Source organism: Pauljensenia sp. C0170B5, assembly GCF_056590195.1.
This window is the reverse complement of the sequence record NZ_JBWPVR010000002.1, coordinates 385608-401864: the sequence shown is the minus strand read 5'-3', so window position 1 is coordinate 401864 and position 16257 is coordinate 385608. Positions and strand designations below refer to the sequence as shown.

Below are 16257 nucleotides of genomic sequence, written 5' to 3'. Positions count from 1 at the left end.
AGTCTCGAAGCCGTGAAGCCTTGTTGGCGCGGGCGCTTAGGCGGCGGCAGGTGATGCGGTTACGCGGCGTGGCCTGTGGCGGCCTGTCAGTCCATGTCGCGGAGCAAGAACCCACGCCACGACAAAAACAACTGTCAGCGTGACAACAATCGTCGCCCCCGTCGGCAGATCACTGCTCCACGACAGATACACGCCGATCAGCGAGCACAGCGCCCCGATGGCAGGGCCAAGAAGCATCATCACGCCCAGGCGATCAGTGAGCAGACGTGCGGTGGCTGCCGGCGTCACTAGCAATGCCAGCACCAGAACATTTCCGATCGTCTGCACCGAAATGACAACCGTCAGCGAAATCACTACAGCCAGCAAGACGTCCACAGCCAGCGTCTGCACTCCGGCTGCGCGAGCACTTTCCCGATCCAGCCCAACCGCCAGGAAACGCTGATGCATCAGCGCAACCACAACCATGATCCCAGCGCTCACACCCAGAACAACGGGAACATCGGATGCAGGTATGCCGGTGATGGAACCGAATAGGAACTGCTGGAGCGAACCGGCGTAGCCAGGCGCCCTCGACATGATGAGCAGACCCAGAGCGAACGCGCCGGCAAACAGTACGCCGATGACAGAATCTTCCTTCAAACGCCGATTGCCCGACAGCAGAGCGACCAGCACCGCTGTGACGATGCCGGCGATCGCACCTCCCAGTACCAGAGATCCCTGAAGGACGAACGCGATGGCAAGGCCGGGGAACACAGAGTGGGCAACTGCATCACCCATGAACGCCATCCCTCGCAGCACAACGTAGGATCCGACAACACCGCAGACTACGGCGCAGCACACACAGATCAGAAGCGCCCGAGGCAGGAAAGCCAACAGGGGATTGTGCAGATCCTGCCAAAACTCGCTGAGCGTCAGCATGCGTCCTCCAGTCGTTCTGCCGGCAACAGGCGCAGCAGCGGGTTGTCGGAGCGAATGTGGAAGGCCTGCACCCACAACGTCGGATCAGCAAGCTCAGCGGCAGTGCCGTGCGCAATCACCGTGCGATTGAGCAGCAGCAGCTGATCGCACGTATGGAGCGCGGAGGCAATGTCATGCGTACTCATCATGATGGTGCAGCCTTCGCCGGTCAGCCGCTGAAACAGATCAGTCAGGAGTTCCTGGGTGGGCATGTCCAACCCCGTGAACGGCTCATCGAGGAACAGTAACTGCGGATTACCGGCTAGTGCCCGGGCAACCAGGACGCGCTGGCGCTGCCCGCCTGACAACTGTCCGATTGGACGGGAAGCCAGATCCGACAGCTCGACTCGATCCAGGGCGCGCGAGACGCGCTCATGGCGCTCGCGGCGTGCGATGGAATCGAAACGCCGCATCATGCGGAGCGTGCGCGATCCCTCGCCGGGGTGGAGGCGCGCAGCCATATCGACACATTGGCGCACGCTGATGGGGTACTCCCACGCGAATTCATGGCGTTGAGGAACGTACCCGATCATCGGCGCACTCAGATGCGTCCCTCCGGCTTGAACGCTGCCGGAGCTGATCGGCACCAATCCGAGCAATGCGCGCATCAGTGTGGTCTTGCCGGCACCGTTCGGGCCGATGAGACCGATCAGGCAGCCGGGAGGAACAGTGAAGCAGACATTGTGCAGAACCGAACGGCCCGCCAGTGACACATTCAGGCCCGACACGCTCAGCGCATCGCCTGCCGGTGACCTGTCCGCCGCAGCAGTTGGTACCGTGAGAGTCATGCCTATCGAGTGGTCCTTTCTGAATCCTGCGGATTGACGAGGGATGAGCCTGCGCGCTGCTTCCTGTGCGCCCTGCTCACAAGCCACGCCACGCCGGCACCAATCAGCACGACGGCTGCAATGATGGTGATCCACAGGGGAGCGGACGTATTCGAATCAGACACGTCCCGTGGCCCCTTCAGAGCCGACTGGTCCTGTGAGGAAACACCGGGCGGTGCCGATTCGGCAGTGGATGCAGAATTGTCGCCAGCTTGTTCGCCTGCTCTGGACTGGTCGGAAGCATTCTGAGAATCGGCAGGATCTGCAGTTGCGGGCACAGCCCTGAGGGCGTCGTGCGGATCAGTCTGGCTGCCGACAGCGACACGCATGACAGCCTGGGCCGTCGCGTCAGACGACGCGTTTCCTGCACCGTCGTCAGCTGCCACACGCAGATGAACCAGGTACACGCCCGGCTCAGAAAATACCCAGTTGGCATGGACATGAGTATTGGCTTCCATCCATACCTCACCGGCAGGTGTGCTGCCCGCTGATCCGTCAGCGCTGTTCGCCCCCGAATCCGCCAGCACACGCGGCGCTCCGAACGTACCGTCCTGCAGGAACAGCCACATGCGGCCCGGCCCCTCGACACGTTCAACCGTCATCGTGGCGCCCGTTCCCATGCGCTTCAGTGCCTCCGAATCCTGCGTGTTCCACCCGACCCAGGGCACATCGACCTGCTGAGTTTGCGGGATCACCCAGGCGCGCTTACCCTGCGCGCCTTCTAGAAAGGCGTAATCGTCTGTATCCGGCACATCCATCATGGACTCATCGCTCACGTGGATGGCAACCGAATCCAGGGTGCGCCACAGTGGTGTGGCAGCCGAATCATCGCGCGCCAGGATCTGCCACGTGCCGTCGATGACGCGCGGACCGATGTCAACGTGTCCGCGCGAAATCACGGTCGGATCAGTGGAAACGGGTTCATCTGCCTTAACCGTCTGATCCAGGGCAGGGTCAGCCTCGTCCATCGGCGCAGACAAGGCGGGCAGGGCCAGGCAGGCAGTGGCGGCGAGGGCCCCCAGGGCGGCACTGGTCAGGCGTGAAATCAGGGATTGTGTCACGGTTACTCTTTCGTTGAATCAGCAGGGCAGAGGCATGTGCGCAGCGAATCTGCATTCGCGCGCATCATGTCGATGTAGGTCGGGGCGCGTGAATCCAGCGTGTCGCCGTACAGAGGGCAGACTTTCACGCCTGATTCCTCTGCAATCGTGCGCAGCGGTGAGCGCCCTCGGGCCAGGTTCGGCTCCAGGAAAACGGCGGGAATCTTCAGGTCACTGAGCGCTGCCTGGAGTGCTTGGCGGTCAGCGAGGGATGGCTCTGTGGCCGGATTGGGAGCCAGGAAGCCCGCCACGTCCAACCCGTACGCGTCGGCAAGATAAGCGAACGCATCAGTAGTGGTGACCAGGTGGCGTCGTTCGGGTGGGATCTGCTCAATCGTCTGGGCCATATAGGTGTCCAGGTCAGCCAGCTCGTTGAGGTAGGCGGCGCTGCGGCGCTGGTAGGTTGCGGCCCCTTCGGGATCAGCGCGCATCAGTTCGTCGCGAATGACCTGCACGTATGCGCGCGCATTCGATACGTCGTGCCACAGGTGCGGGTCGATCTCGCCGTGCACATGCTTACCGAGGACTGCCTGCGGCAGCAGATAAATCGGGTCGCCTGGATGGCCGAGGAATCGGAAGCCATCTGCCGGAATAGAGGTCAAAGTGGAAGGCGGCACTGAGACGACGGCGCGATCCAGGTTGATCCGCTCCAGGCTCGAATCCCCGCCCGCGTGTGAATCAGCCATGAGGGTCACGTCACCGCGTTCCAGATCCACGGTCACATCCGCATGGCCAGAATCGACGACGGTGCGCCTTTCGCGCGCGGCAATTTCACCGGGGTCAATGCCCACAGCCACGACCAGCGTCCCACTGCGCAGGTTGCTGTCAGGCAGGCCGCGCCCGGGGCGGATGGTCGCTCCCAGCGTGAGGCGGTAGATCCCTGGCTTTGTGAAACCCCAGCTCATGTGCTGGTGCGCCTGGGCGGGAAGGCGCATCTGATCATCTGAGCATGCATGTGTCTGTGAAGTCTCTGTCTGCCCGCCCGCAGTAAAGGCGATGCTGGGCGCACCGAACGTGGTGGTCAGCCACGCGCTCGCCACCGATCCTTCGGGTAGGTCTGCGCCGGTGCAATACAGGGATATTTCCGATGCTCGATCCGCTCCGTATTTCTCCCCGCTGCCGCTTACCCGCATGCCGAGCCACACCGTATCCAGTGCGCGATCTTCGACCAGCGGGCGTACTTTCGCACCGTATGCCGCGGCAACTTCCGCGATGGACACCGAGCGTGCCTGGGAGGGCAGGTTGGCGTCGAGCGCGCGGATTATGGCATGTTCTTCGAGCAGCAGGTAATTCGAAAATGCCACGTCAGCGTAGGCGACGTCGCGGATGTCGCGCAGTGAGGGCTCATAGGTATGCGGATCTGCCCCATCGGGCACCAGTGCATTAACCGACACGCGCTCACCGCCGACCTGACGCACCAGGTCAGCCAGGATTCCTGTGGTTGTCACGACTTTGAGCGCGCCGGTTTGATCGGCACCTGCTTGCGCGCGTCCGATGCCGCTGCACGCGCTTATCGTGGTGACAGATGCCACAGTGACGAGGGTGACTACCGTGCGTGTCAGCAGTGCGCGCCCTGTGATGCGAAAGGTGTGTGCTGCAGCATGCAGGTGGGCTGGCCACCCTCGTCGTAATGTGTGGAACATGGCGATCAGCGGCATCTAGCGATCGCAGCGTGTGCGACGAGCAGCGTGGTGCATGCCCAGACCAGCCAGGCCCGCGATGAGCACAAGGCCGGCAAGAACCAGAAAGCTGTTGGCGCCGGTTGACGCTAGACTGGTGGCGTTTTCCGGCAACTCACATGCTTTTCCGGAGGGGGTGCGGCCCACGACTTCTGTGACGACGTGCTGGCCGTTCTCATCCACATGGACGCCTGAGGCTGCGAAAGCTGCGGCATTGGTGGGGGTGAGTGTCTGGCTGATGGTCACGGAGTAATGGCCAGGAGCTGTGAAGACCCAGTTCGGATGCGCGTGAGTGTTGGCTGGCAGTGTGAAGGAATCACCGGGAGCGGTGAAGATTTTTTCGCCTACTCCGCCGCCAAGTCCTCCGGAGAAGAAGACGCCCAGACGGCCAGGACCTTGCACATCCTCGAGTGCCCATCGCACCTGACCGGTTGTGGCGCCTGACAGTTCGGGGCGCTGTGAGTTCATGCCGAGCCACGGCACACCGCGTTGCTGTGTGGAGCCGATCATCCACACGGGCGTTCCTGCGGTGGTGAGGAATGACAATGCTGAGGGTGCTTTGAGATATGCGGCGCCTCCCACGGCAAACGTCAGGCTTGACGGATTGACCCACGATGCGGGCTGAGCGCGATCGTCTTTGAGCAGTGCCACGGCACGCCCGTTCGAGATGCCGACGCCGAGGTCGAAGTGTCCATCGGTCGCATCTCCTGAAGCGTTGGGGCCTACCGAAAAGTGCAGGGTTGTTGTGGCGACTGTGGAATCACCGTGGGGAGCAGATTTCGCCTGCGCAATCTCCGCTTCGGTGGCGGGGCGGGTGATTTCGGTGGCAATGCACTTCTCTGGTTCTGCTTTCGCGGCTGGTTGTGCTGCTGAGCCATTGTGTGCTGGTGAGTCTGCGTGCGGTTTCGAGACGGCGGCTGGCGAGTCAGGCTGTGCCTGTGAGCCAGTTCCCGTCTGTGAACTGCTTTCCGTTTGCGTGCCGTCGCCTGACTGCGTGCCGTCACCTGACTGCATGCCGTCACCTGACTGCGTGCCGTCGCCTGACTGCGTGCTGTCACCTGTCTGCGCGTCGTCACCTGCCGGGGAGGTGCTTTCGTCCCCTTCAGGGGATGTCGGTGTCGTGGCTGCCTCGCCCTCGCCCGGCTTCGAGCCAGGTTCATCAGTGCCCTGTGAATCTGAGGCAGGCTGTGCATGTCCTACGACGATCGTGTACGTATGTGGGGTGCTGTGAACCTGGGAGCCATCGGTGCGCGTGGCACGCGCGGTGACCTTGAGCGTGTAGGTACCGGCATGTGTAAACAGCCAGTTGACGTGCGCATGCGCCAGATAAGGTTGCTCGATAGTGGAGCCGGCAGGATCCAAAGCGAGGGACTTGTCGGTCAGTACTGACTGAGGCGCACCGAAGGCTGGTGTCATCCACGCTGCGATCCGACCTCCCTGGGGACCTGAATACGAAATGTCGAAGTTCGCGCCCGTGTAGGAATCTCCCAACGCCAAAATGTCCCATCCCGGCCACAGCAGGTTGAAATCCTGCTTTTGCGGAAGCACGTACGCCTCTGGTGCACCGGGCACACCCGCATCGGATGGAATCGCTGTTTTTGCAGCTTCCTTGACGACGAATGTGACATCTTCAGGGGCGTGACGGACGTCTGTGCCCGTAACGTCTTCTTTCACGTCGAGGTCGATTCCACCTGAGGAGGTGGTACTCAGGTGAAACATATCGACGTGACCGTGATCAAGAGTGAGTGTGTCGGATGCCGGGGACGGCATGGCGTTGCTGAGTGAGGCGACCACACTGAGCAGTGCTGCTGCCGCAAGGGCTTTGGCGCTGCGGCGCCGAGCAAGCGTGCGTAAGAAGCGCATTGGACCTCCTGTCAAGAATGATTATCAATACGCACAACACTAACATAGTGAAAATCAATCTCAAAAGGGTGGGGCGTCTAACAGAGCACACAGAACAGTGCACACAGAACAGCGCATAAGGAATCGGCCTCGCGTCGAACGCGAGGCCGATTCCGTTACGACAGGGAACGGCGGAACTACTGCGCTGTCCGCGACAGGTCGGCACTCATCGGGTCAACTGCGCGCGAGCGCGTCACCAGCTTATGTCCGCCCCAAATGGCGAGGAAGAAGAACAGTCCGATATAGATGCCGATGAACTTGACGACGGAGAATTCGCCGGCAATCACGTCGAGGGACTGACCTACCACAACGATCGCACACATCGCCAACGCAATGAGCGGACCTGCGGGATAGAGCAGAGCGCGGTAGGGCAGATCCTTCGGATCCTTCCCCTGAGCCTTATATGCGCGACGGAAACAGAAGTGCGACCATGCGATTCCCATCCACGTGATGAAACCGGCCAGGCCAGATGCGTTCACCAGCCAGCTGTAGACAACGCCGGAACCGACGCGAGATGTGGCGAAACATGCCGCGCCGATCAGACACGTAGCGGCCAGAGCTGCCAGGGGAACACCGTGTGAGGTGACACGACCAAACAGACGAGGCGCCTTACGCTCCTTCGCCATTGAGTAGAGCATGCGAGTGGCGACGTAGACACCGGAGTTTCCTGCAGACAGAATCGAGGTCAAAATGACCGCATTCATTACACCTGCAGCACCGGCGATGCCGGCTCGCTCAAAGAGCAACGTGAAAGGTGACTTCGTGACGGCCTCGGTGAAGCCTTGTGCGGTGGAATCGTCTGCACTTGCGCCCTGCAGCAGCGACGGGTCGGTGTAGGGGATGAGGAAGGCAATCACCAGGATCGCGCCGATATAGAACAGCAGGATGCGGAAAAAGACCGCTCGCGTAGCCCTGGGAACGTTCTTCTCCGGATCTTCAGTCTCGCCGGCTGCGATGCCGATCATTTCTGTTCCCTGGAATGAGAATCCGGCGATCATGAAGACCCCCATGATTCCCCAGAAGCCGTTGACGAAGGGCGCCTCGCCAATCTGCCAGTTAGTCAGGCCGGACGATTCGCCTCCCAAGATACCGACGATCATCAGCACACCCAGCGCCAGGAAGATCAAGACGGTCACGACTTTGATGGCGGCGAACCAGAATTCAGATTCACCAAAACCGCGCACACTGAACGCGTTGAGGGTGAACAGAATCAGCAGGAAGATGGCGGACCAGATCCACGGTGGAACCTGATCCGGCGGGAACCAGTACTGCATGACGATGGTGGCGGCAACGAGTTCGGCTGCCACCGTGATCGCCCAGTTGTACCAGTAGTTCCATCCCTGCGCAAAGCCGAAAGACTTCGAGACGTAGCGCGTCGCGTAAACCTCGAACGCACCGGAGGAGGGGCAGTATGTGGCCATCTCGCCCAGTGACTGCATGAGGAAGAAGACCATGACGCCGATTGCGCCGTACGCCAGCAGTGCGCCACCTGGCCCTGCGCCGGTGATGGTGCCACCTGATGCGACGAACAGGCCCGTTCCAATTGCGCCTCCGATGGCGATCATGTTGAGGTGGCGAGCCTTGAGGTTGCGTCGAAGGTGTGGATCGGCTTTGCCGTGGCTGCCAGTTTTTGGCGTCGCAGCAGAATCAGACATACGTTCCCCCTCGTTGAGTAAGCAGTCAGTCGAGAATCAGCAAAGAAGTCGACTGTCACCTTGCATGTGAACACGCTAGGCCAAAAATCGCCCTCGTGGAAAAGTGTTCGTATGGTGGATACCTTGCGCAAGGTCGGATGAACGGCATCCAAATAGCGAAACTTACTGATAGGTATGCATAATCATGCGGACGTCGAGGGTTGCGCACACTGGCGCCGTTTGAGGGTGGCAGCAATGCTTCGCGCGCCGTGAATCTGGCGTGATCGCTTGCAAAAGTGGGAGAGCGCTTGACAGGATAAAAGCATGAAAACCACACGAAAACTGGCATTTGTCCCTGCGATCGCGTTGGCATTCACTCTCGGAGCCTGCAGCTCCCAAAATGACCCCGCACCAGTTGAATCTGAACCCACGTCAACTACTGCGACGAGCGAGACAACTCAGTCTTCCTCGGACGATGACCGTGATGATGATGCTGATGACACCGCCGAATCTGGAGATGACGATCAGGCCTCTGCGGCATCAGGTGTTTCATCCAACGAGCAGGCTCTGGCGGCTGTGGCGGCTGCTGAGGGCGTGAACGGTGGCCGCGCCTGTTCTCTGGAAACCAACGACCAGCGCTCCGAGTGGGAGGTAAAGGTTGTTGAGGGTAATGAAGGCCGTGTCTACGTCATTGATCAAAGCGGCAATGTCGTGCGAAACGAGATCGACGACGACTTTGATGAAGACGACAAGCATGTTGCGGATGCTGGAATCATCTCACTGGCCGATGCGGTCAAGGCTGCCCTGGCCGAGCGTCCCGATGGCTACCTCATATCTGCTGACTTCGACGACGATGACGACAACAAGTTCTACTTCGAGGTTGAACTCGAAAACGAAGCCGGGGGAGACTTGGCCGAATTCGACATCGACGCTGAAAGTGGCGCTGTGACAGTTGAAGGTTGATGCAGGTGAGCTGGAGATGATGCAGCGCATGTAGTCTGCGGAAAGTATGAGCTCGGGCCCACCGCTGTTGAAGGCGGTGGGCCCATTTCATGCCTCATTGACGAAGTGAGGCATGCAGCGCCCGTTTAACGATGAATTCATGATCGCGGTGGCAGCCGACTTTGAATCGGTATTCCCCCGCGTGCGTGAAGCCGAAACGCTCATAGAAACGCTGCGCGCGGTCGTTGCGTGACCAGACGCCCAGCCATAAGGCGTCCGGCTGACGCTCAAGGAGCCAGTCGACGGCGATGGACATGACCTGTGTGCCCAGGCCTGAATTCTGCAGGCCTTGCCTGACATAGAGCCGCTTAATCTCCCCGTCGCCGGAGCGCACATCAGGGTGGGGAAGTGAGCATGGCCCGGCAAGCACATACGCGACCGGTTGAGAGGTCTCCTGCGCGTCGAGATTAGTGTCTCCACCAACGCCCGCATCGAACGCCAGCCAGACGGCGCACTGGGGGTCAGTGAGCAGCGATGTGAGCGCGTCGGGCGAATAGGTCGATTCGAGGAAGTTCTGGAGGTCATCGGGCGCGTACAGAAAACCGAAGGTCTGTGTAAAAGTCGTGATGGACAGTTCCTGCAGTGCGGAAACGTCAGCGCGTGTGGCCCTGCGGATCGTGAATGGCCGGGACTGGGGCGCGTCGGTAGGGATGCTCATGTTCCTACGGTATTGGTCATAGCGTGATGCTCGCGCACGCGTTCGCGACCACGCACTATGGTGTTCCCTTGGGGGAGTTACTGTCCGTCGATCTTGTCGAGCTGGGAGTTGAGTCGCTGCATTTTCCCGCTCATCTCATCTGAGTGACCGGGGCGCAGGTCCGCTTTCAGCACCAGTGAGACCCGAGGGCTGACTTCGCCCACTGCTTCGCAGGCGCGGCGAATCACTGGCATGCATTCATCCCATGTGCCTTCGATGGTGGTGAACATCGAATTGGTTTCGTGGGGTAGGCCGCTGTCACGAATGACTTTGACGGCGCGCGCCACGATATGCGCCATCGAACCGTCAGGGCTATCCGTCGTGGACGGGGAAATTGAAAAGGCAAATAACATGCCTTGAGGATATCGTGAAGTGCCGCTCGAAGCGTGCGTATTGTCCGCTTCAGAAGACCGCGTGCCTTCCGTTTTTGCCGCAGTGTCAGTGACGCCTTCACGCACCGAACGAGGGGGTGACCCTGTTTTTCGTTGTTTGTCTGGTTTCAATACATAGTTGACAGGTGTGTCACGTCATCGTTGACATGGGGTGCAGGCGATGTGTCGGGACATACCCACACACAAAAAGATCGAGACACCGCCAACAAACTGTCAACGCTGCCCCGACACATCATAGTGGAGCGGGCGACGGGAATCGAACCCGCATGACCAGCTTGGAAGGCTGGGGCTCTACCATTGAGCTACGCCCGCGATGCCAGCGCCGATGGGCGTGACTGTTCACGTGAACGAATCGATCGTAACGTGCCGGGGCTGAAAAGTGAAATCGAAAAACCACGATCTATCCCACAATCCGGATTGAGTGGGAGAATTGGTTTTCGTTCAGCGGATGCATTATCATTTCCAAGCGGTGAAAAACCGACCGGGGTGTAGCGCAGCTTGGTAGCGCATCTGCTTTGGGAGCAGAGGGTCGCAGGTTCAAATCCTGTCACCCCGACCATTTTCGATTTATTGTCATTCATTCCGAATGTGCCGTTCTTCTTGGGTTCTTCAGCTGTCCCCGTTGCGTTCCGCTCCTCTCGAATTTTCGAGGGTGGCTGGCCACTGCCTCTTCCTGTGAATCCCTCGGTTACCCCCTTGTATCCATCGCGGCGAGGCCTCTGACTTCAGCACTTTGTGCCTCTGCACACACTGCAGTGAGACCCCTGTACCCAGCACGCTGCCGTGCTCTTGTGTTGCCTCCTGATCTGCACGTTGACACTCCCACACCCATCAAATATTGTATTGAACCAAACATATTATTCGGTTGACCGAAAACCTAACTTGGGCATATAGTGAGAGCCGTTATCGTTAAGGGCTGGGAGGGAATACGACCAGCGGCATCACACATAAGGGGAGAAAGAGTGAAGAAAAGAACTGTGTGCCTTCGAGCAGCGATGGTCGCCGTGGCGGTGGCTAGTCTTGCAGGCTGCGGCAATACCCAGGCGAACATGTCAGGAGCGACCGCCGCGAATGGTCAATCCGGCGCACAACGCTCCTCCAACACAGTGAATGTGGTGGCTACAACCACCCAAGTGTGCGATTACGTCACGCAGATCGCCGGCAACGCCGATGAGCACTCGACGCTGGCGCTCAACAAAACTGACGCACAGGGCGCCACTCATGCCTTAGGAGCGCCAGTCCAGTCAGCCGTCACCACGATTAACCTGACGTGCCTACTCGCCCCGAATGCCTCGGCACATGAACACGAGATGACCCCGGCACAGGCAGACGCCCTTGCTCACGCCGACATCATGTTCGTTTCTGGCGTCGACCTGGAACACTTCCTTGACTCAGCAATCCAGGCATCTGGCTTCCACGGGATCATGGGAGTGACATCGGGAGTTCTGACGGCAGCGGAAGTCGACGACCCTGCCTCGGTGACCAAGCGTGAAAGCGACCTGCCCTACACCATTGATCGCGGCACGCAGAAGGTCGATGTGCAAAAGTGGCCGTTCCCGCCTGAAGATGGTGCCGCAACACCGGAGTTTCAGTACGACCCGCATGTGTGGACCAGCCCGAAGAACGCCGCCATCCAGGTGCGCAATATCGGTGAAATCCTCGGCAAAGCCTCGCCTGACAACAAGGACCTCTTCGACCGGCACGTTGCGCAGTACACGCAGACCCTGACCGACCTGGACGGATGGGTGCGTGAAGCGATCGATTCGGTTCCGCCTCAGCACCGCGTCCTCTTCACCTCTCACGACGCATTCGGATACTTCTCCAAAGACTACGGCGTGAAGTTCATCGGCGCAGCCCTGTCGGATTTCAACAGCCAACAGGACGCCACCGCTGACCACATCAAGAAAGCCGCCCAACAGGTCAAGGACTCAGGAGCGGTCGCGCTTTTTGCAGAAAACTCCAACAACTCGAAGTCAATCGAGGCAGTTGCTCAGGCCGCCGGTGTCAAAGCAATCGTCGGAGACGACGCACTATACGGCGACTCCCTCGGACCCGACGGGTCGGCAGGACAAACCTACGTCGGCTCCATCACTCACAACGTGACGACGCTGGTCCAGGCGTGGAACGGGAACGTACCACAGCTGCCTGACACGCTCGCAGAAAAATAGGCAACGGAGCAAGGAAAGGCTATGGGCGCGGCACTCGAATTCGACAACTGCTCACTGGCATACGGCAATAAGACAGTGCTCACCGGAGTGGATGGCAGCATCCAGGCAGGTGAAGCGCTGGCACTGATCGGGCCGAACGGGTCAGGAAAGACCACGCTGCTGCGCGGCATCATCGGATCCGTCCGCGTCAGCGCCGGTCACCTTCGAGTGCCGCCAGGCTCAACAGTGGGATACGTCCCGCAACAGCTCAACCTGGACCCCACATTCCCCATCACTGCTCGCCAGGTAGTTGCGATGGGATACCGAGGTCAGCGGAAACTGTTTGGGCGGCTCGGATCGACCGGCAAACAGCGCATCGAGGACGCCCTCGCCAATGTCGGGATGAGTGATCGTGGAGACGTCCGGTTCGGTGACCTGTCTGGCGGGCAGCGTCAGCGCATCCTGTTGGCGCGGGCCCTGGTCGCTGAGCCGGCGATGATCCTGCTCGACGAGCCGTTCAACGGGTTGGATGAGCCGAACCGCCGTGCCCTGCTCTCCATCATCACCAACGCCAAGAACCAGGGCGTAGCCGTCGTGATCTCCACGCATGACCTCATCTTGGCTGACGCTACCTGTGAACGGGCACTGCTGCTGGCAGGCAGGCAAGTGGCATTCGGGCCAATCGCACAGGTACTGACACCGGAGCTGGTGGCGAAGGCATACGGGGGGTCGGTGCCCGTCGAACTCGCAGCGACCAGCGCAGGTAAAGAGGAGCACCGCGCTGATCGGCGTGCTCGCATCGCGCACATAGCGACACAGGAGTCCGAGCATGTGGGCTGAATGGCTTGAAGGTCTACGGCAGCTTCTGCAGCCACTACCTGGATGGGGATTTATTGCGTCAGCTCCGTACACGTTCAGGCCATTTGTCTTGCTGATTATCCTGGCCTGCGCCAGCGGAGTGGTCGGCGTGCTGGTCAACGTGCGGTGTGCGGAGTTCAACGCAGAATCACTGGTTCACGGCGTCTTCCCTGGCATCGTAGTAGGTGCCCTTTATGGCGGCATCGACATGATCGTGCCCGGAGCTGCGCTATGTGCATGCGCAGTCATCGCAGCACTGGTGTGGGCCGGGCAGCGCAGCCACATTTCCGAGGGATCCACCGCAACGATTCTGACGACCTTCTTCGCACTGGGCGTGGTGATCTCGCTGAAAAAAGGCGACATGTCCGGCCAGCTGGAAGCGCTCATGTTCGGCCGACTGCTGGACGTGACCGATGCGCGCCTGGCGCAGTCCGTCCTCTTCTGCCTGCTCGCCATCGTGATCGTCGCCCTGACGTGGCGCGGCCAGGTAATCACCGCCTTCGACCGCGATACCGCTCCGGTTCTGGGAGTCAACACCCTCCTTGTCGACATTGTTCTCAACACCGCGATCGCCGCCGTTGTTGTATCAGCCGCTTCCGCCATCGGCGTCCTGCTGGTGATCGGATATCTGGTGATCCCTGGGGCCAGCGCTCGACTGGTCGCCCGCACCGTCGGGTGGATGATTCCCGTGGGGATTGCGGTCGGCATCGGCGGGGCGGTCCTGGGGATGCATGTTATGAACTTGCCGGTTTCGCGCCCAATCTCACCGCAGGCTGCTGTCTCGCTCAGTGTGTGTGCCATGTTCGGGCTGGTACTGGCTGTGCGCACGTTGTACCGCATGTGCGTGCGCGCACTGGACACCGGGCACGCGACGCAGCCTGTCGCCCACCCGATTCAGGGAGTGCGCCCATGATCTCGATGTGGACCATCATCGCCCTGCCGCTGGTTGAAGTAATCGTTGTGGGAGCTCTGTGCGGCCTGGTCGGATCCCTTGCCGTACTCAGCCAGCGCATCTTCTTCACTGAATCAATCACCCATGCCGCGTTCCCGGGCGCCGTCATCGGCGTGGTCGGCGCGGCGCTGGTCTCGAGCAGCCATGAGGCTTTGTCTCTGGGACTGTTCATCGGTGCTGGCCTGGCCTCACTCGTCCTCGCGCTGTTGATGCATGGCGTATCGGCCCTGAAAGGAATTTCCTCGCAAGCGGCCGCCGGAATCACGCTCACCGTGGGGTTTGCCTCTGGCTACTTCCTCAATAAGTGGTTCGCGCCCCTGCCGCTGCGGATCGACGGCTTCCTGACAGGATCCCTGCTGGCATGTACGCGCATCGACGTTATCGCGGCCGCCCTCGTCCTTGTTGTCGCTGGGGGAGTGTGGGCGTTGATGGGCGGGCGGCTGGTAGCAGTCAGCTTCGACGCGGTGAACTACCGAGCCAGCGGAGGGCGGCCTGACCTGATGCGCCTGATTACCCTGGGTCTGATTATCGCGACGGTGACGGTCATTATTCCGGCGGTCGGCACCGTCGTGTCAATCTCCTTAATCGCCGCCGCACCCACCGTCTTGAAGGGGCGCGTCGCATCGACGCCGCGTTTCGTCGCACTGTCCACGCTCGCGTCTACCATTATTGCCGTAGTTGGACTGGGGCTTGCGGTCGTGTGTGGCCTGTCAGCAGGCGGCACGATCGCGTTGGTTGCAGGAGGCTTCTTCGTTATTGTCGAGGCAGGCTCACGCATCGCTTCGTCGAAACTCGCATCTGCGATATAGGTCAAAAGACCCAATAACCGCAGGTCATGGGTTAGTCTGTGCTCATAGGAGAAATCCTCCTACATAATGTCCGCGTGACGTCGTGTGAGCTTTGGCGACAACCTTGTCAACGCATCTGCAGGCACAGACGCCTGTCTTTTTATGCGCACGAGGGCACGGCGCTGCGCGCAAAAAGGAGAGAGCAATGGAAGGCACGATGCGCGCCCAGCGTCTGCATTCAGATCGCACCGTAACGATCGAGGATATTCCGATTCCCAAACCCGGTCCGAACCAGGTCCTCATCAAAGTTGCCTACTGTGGAATCTGCCATTCGGATATGGCGCTGATCGACAGTGATTTTCCCATGAAAATGCCGGAAATCACGCAGGGCCACGAGTGCTCGGGCACCATCGCAGAGATGGGATCGAATGTGCAGGGCTGGGAGATCGGCGACAAGGTCATCCCGCAGTCGGGTATGCCCTGCCTGAAGTGTCGCGAATGCCGCCGAGGTAACCGAGGCTCATGCCAAAACCTGCGCGTTATGGCATTTGACTATGACGGTGCATGGGCGCAGTACACAGTGGCCAACGCTGAAGGACTCACCCGCGTGCCCGATGGTGTGCCGATGGAACAGGCCGCGATCCTCGCTGATGCTGTGGCAACCCCGTTCGGAGCAGTCAAGCACACCGGCAAGGTCTCGATGGGCAACGCCGTTGCCGTGTGGGGATTGGGTGGAGTCGGAACCCACATCGTCCAGCTGTCCCGGCTGGCGGGTGCGTACCCTGTCATTGGTATCGACATCAACGAGGGCGTGTTTGATCGAGCCAAACGTCTGGGCGCTGACTTCACGTTCCGATCCGACGACCCCGAGCTGATGGACAAGATCAAGAAAGCGACGGGTGGGCGCATGATTGACGTTGCGTTCGACGCTGCCGGTCTTCAGGTGACCTTCGAGCAGGCAGTGCAGTCACTGGACTACAGGGGGCGCGCCGTGCTGGTCGGGCTGTCACGCCAGGAATTCCACGGCGGAAGCCTGTACGATTTTGGCGTCAAGCGCCGTCAGGCCATAGGACACCTGGGCTACGAAGTAGTGGACATCTTCCTGCTTGCTGAACTCGTCAAGGCCGGGCGACTGGATCTGTCCGAATCGGTCTCTCAGATCATCTCGCTGGAGAATCTGGAAGAAGGCCTGGACATCATGCGCAATAAGACAGGTAACCCGATCCGTATAGTCGTCGATCCGTGGGCTGAAAGCTAGGGTGCCTCTCGGTGGCTGGCCGTTGGTCTGCAGCAGCATAGTGAGCCAGCCCCACCGATTCGAC

At 60.2% G+C, this 16257-nt stretch carries 14 protein-coding genes and 2 tRNA genes; 7 read left to right on the top strand and 9 right to left on the bottom strand.

What is annotated here, in order from left to right; all coding sequences use genetic code 11:
• Positions 1 to 36 precede the first annotated feature (36 nt).
• The 6 genes from AC1EJZ_RS05090 to AC1EJZ_RS05065 all read right to left on the bottom strand — a co-directional run bounded on the left by AC1EJZ_RS05090 (position 37) and on the right by AC1EJZ_RS05065 (position 8120).
• Positions 37 to 918 (bottom strand): anchored repeat-type ABC transporter permease subunit, encoded by an 882-nt coding sequence (locus tag AC1EJZ_RS05090; protein WP_070727062.1) that lies wholly within the window; start codon positions 916 to 918, stop codon positions 37 to 39.
• Positions 912 to 1745, bottom strand: coding sequence for an anchored repeat-type ABC transporter ATP-binding subunit (locus tag AC1EJZ_RS05085; RefSeq protein ID WP_058236342.1), 834 nt, complete (start codon positions 1743 to 1745; stop codon positions 912 to 914). The genes AC1EJZ_RS05090 and AC1EJZ_RS05085 overlap by 7 nt, the downstream gene beginning before the upstream one ends.
• Positions 1746 to 1747: 2 nt before the next feature.
• Positions 1748 to 2845 carry a choice-of-anchor M domain-containing protein gene (locus AC1EJZ_RS05080; protein WP_058236343.1) on the bottom strand — a complete coding sequence of 366 codons (1098 nt, stop codon included), beginning with the start codon at positions 2843 to 2845 and terminating at the stop codon, positions 1748 to 1750.
• Positions 2846 to 2847: 2 nt separating this feature from the next.
• A complete protein-coding gene (locus tag AC1EJZ_RS05075) occupies positions 2848 to 4542 on the bottom strand; it encodes an anchored repeat ABC transporter, substrate-binding protein (protein WP_480294083.1) in 1695 nt (564 codons plus the stop codon).
• On the bottom strand, positions 4543 to 6426 hold the full coding sequence (locus tag AC1EJZ_RS05070) for a TIGR03773 family transporter-associated surface protein (protein ID WP_480294081.1): 1884 nt from the start codon (positions 6424 to 6426) through the stop codon (positions 4543 to 4545). It lies immediately after the preceding gene.
• 176 nt (positions 6427 to 6602) lie between these two features.
• Positions 6603 to 8120 (bottom strand): amino acid permease, encoded by a 1518-nt coding sequence (locus tag AC1EJZ_RS05065; RefSeq protein WP_480294080.1) that lies wholly within the window; start codon positions 8118 to 8120, stop codon positions 6603 to 6605.
• Between the two features lie 303 nt (positions 8121 to 8423).
• On the opposite strand from AC1EJZ_RS05065, the gene AC1EJZ_RS05060 reads away from it, so the two are divergent.
• Positions 8424 to 9062 carry a PepSY domain-containing protein gene (locus AC1EJZ_RS05060; protein WP_480294079.1) on the top strand — a complete coding sequence of 213 codons (639 nt, stop codon included), beginning with the start codon at positions 8424 to 8426 and terminating at the stop codon, positions 9060 to 9062.
• A 94-nt stretch (positions 9063 to 9156) separates the two neighbouring features.
• On the opposite strand, the gene AC1EJZ_RS05055 is transcribed toward AC1EJZ_RS05060, so the two are convergent.
• The 3 genes from AC1EJZ_RS05055 to AC1EJZ_RS05045 form a co-directional block, all read right to left on the bottom strand.
• On the bottom strand, positions 9157 to 9759 hold the full coding sequence (locus tag AC1EJZ_RS05055) for a GNAT family N-acetyltransferase (protein ID WP_480294077.1): 603 nt from the start codon (positions 9757 to 9759) through the stop codon (positions 9157 to 9159).
• A 77-nt stretch (positions 9760 to 9836) separates the two neighbouring features.
• A complete protein-coding gene (locus AC1EJZ_RS05050; protein ID WP_480294075.1) occupies positions 9837 to 10151 on the bottom strand; it encodes a thiamine-binding protein in 315 nt (104 codons plus the stop codon).
• 277 nt (positions 10152 to 10428) lie between these two features.
• Positions 10429 to 10502, bottom strand: a tRNA-Gly gene (locus tag AC1EJZ_RS05045).
• Positions 10503 to 10672: 170 nt separating this feature from the next.
• Here AC1EJZ_RS05045 and AC1EJZ_RS05040 point away from each other — a divergent pair.
• From AC1EJZ_RS05040 to AC1EJZ_RS05015, 6 genes are all read left to right on the top strand, one after another.
• A tRNA-Pro gene (locus AC1EJZ_RS05040) sits at positions 10673 to 10749 on the top strand.
• A gap of 436 nt (positions 10750 to 11185) precedes the next feature.
• Positions 11186 to 12358 carry a metal ABC transporter substrate-binding protein gene (locus AC1EJZ_RS05035; RefSeq protein ID WP_083314518.1) on the top strand — a complete coding sequence of 391 codons (1173 nt, stop codon included), beginning with the start codon at positions 11186 to 11188 and terminating at the stop codon, positions 12356 to 12358.
• A gap of 21 nt (positions 12359 to 12379) precedes the next feature.
• Complete coding sequence (locus AC1EJZ_RS05030) at positions 12380 to 13177, top strand: metal ABC transporter ATP-binding protein (protein ID WP_058236349.1); 798 nt, start codon at positions 12380 to 12382, stop codon at positions 13175 to 13177.
• Entirely contained in the window at positions 13167 to 14108 is a 942-nt protein-coding gene (locus AC1EJZ_RS05025; RefSeq protein WP_480294073.1) for a metal ABC transporter permease, read from the top strand. Before AC1EJZ_RS05030 ends, AC1EJZ_RS05025 begins: the two co-directional genes overlap by 11 nt.
• The gene (locus AC1EJZ_RS05020) at positions 14105 to 14956 is read left to right on the top strand and encodes a metal ABC transporter permease (RefSeq protein ID WP_480294071.1); all 852 of its coding nucleotides are present in this window, start codon (positions 14105 to 14107) and stop codon (positions 14954 to 14956) included. The genes AC1EJZ_RS05025 and AC1EJZ_RS05020 overlap by 4 nt, the downstream gene beginning before the upstream one ends.
• 184 nt (positions 14957 to 15140) lie before the next feature.
• On the top strand, positions 15141 to 16193 hold the full coding sequence (locus AC1EJZ_RS05015; protein WP_092648405.1) for a zinc-binding dehydrogenase: 1053 nt from the start codon (positions 15141 to 15143) through the stop codon (positions 16191 to 16193).
• Positions 16194 to 16257 lie beyond the last annotated feature (64 nt).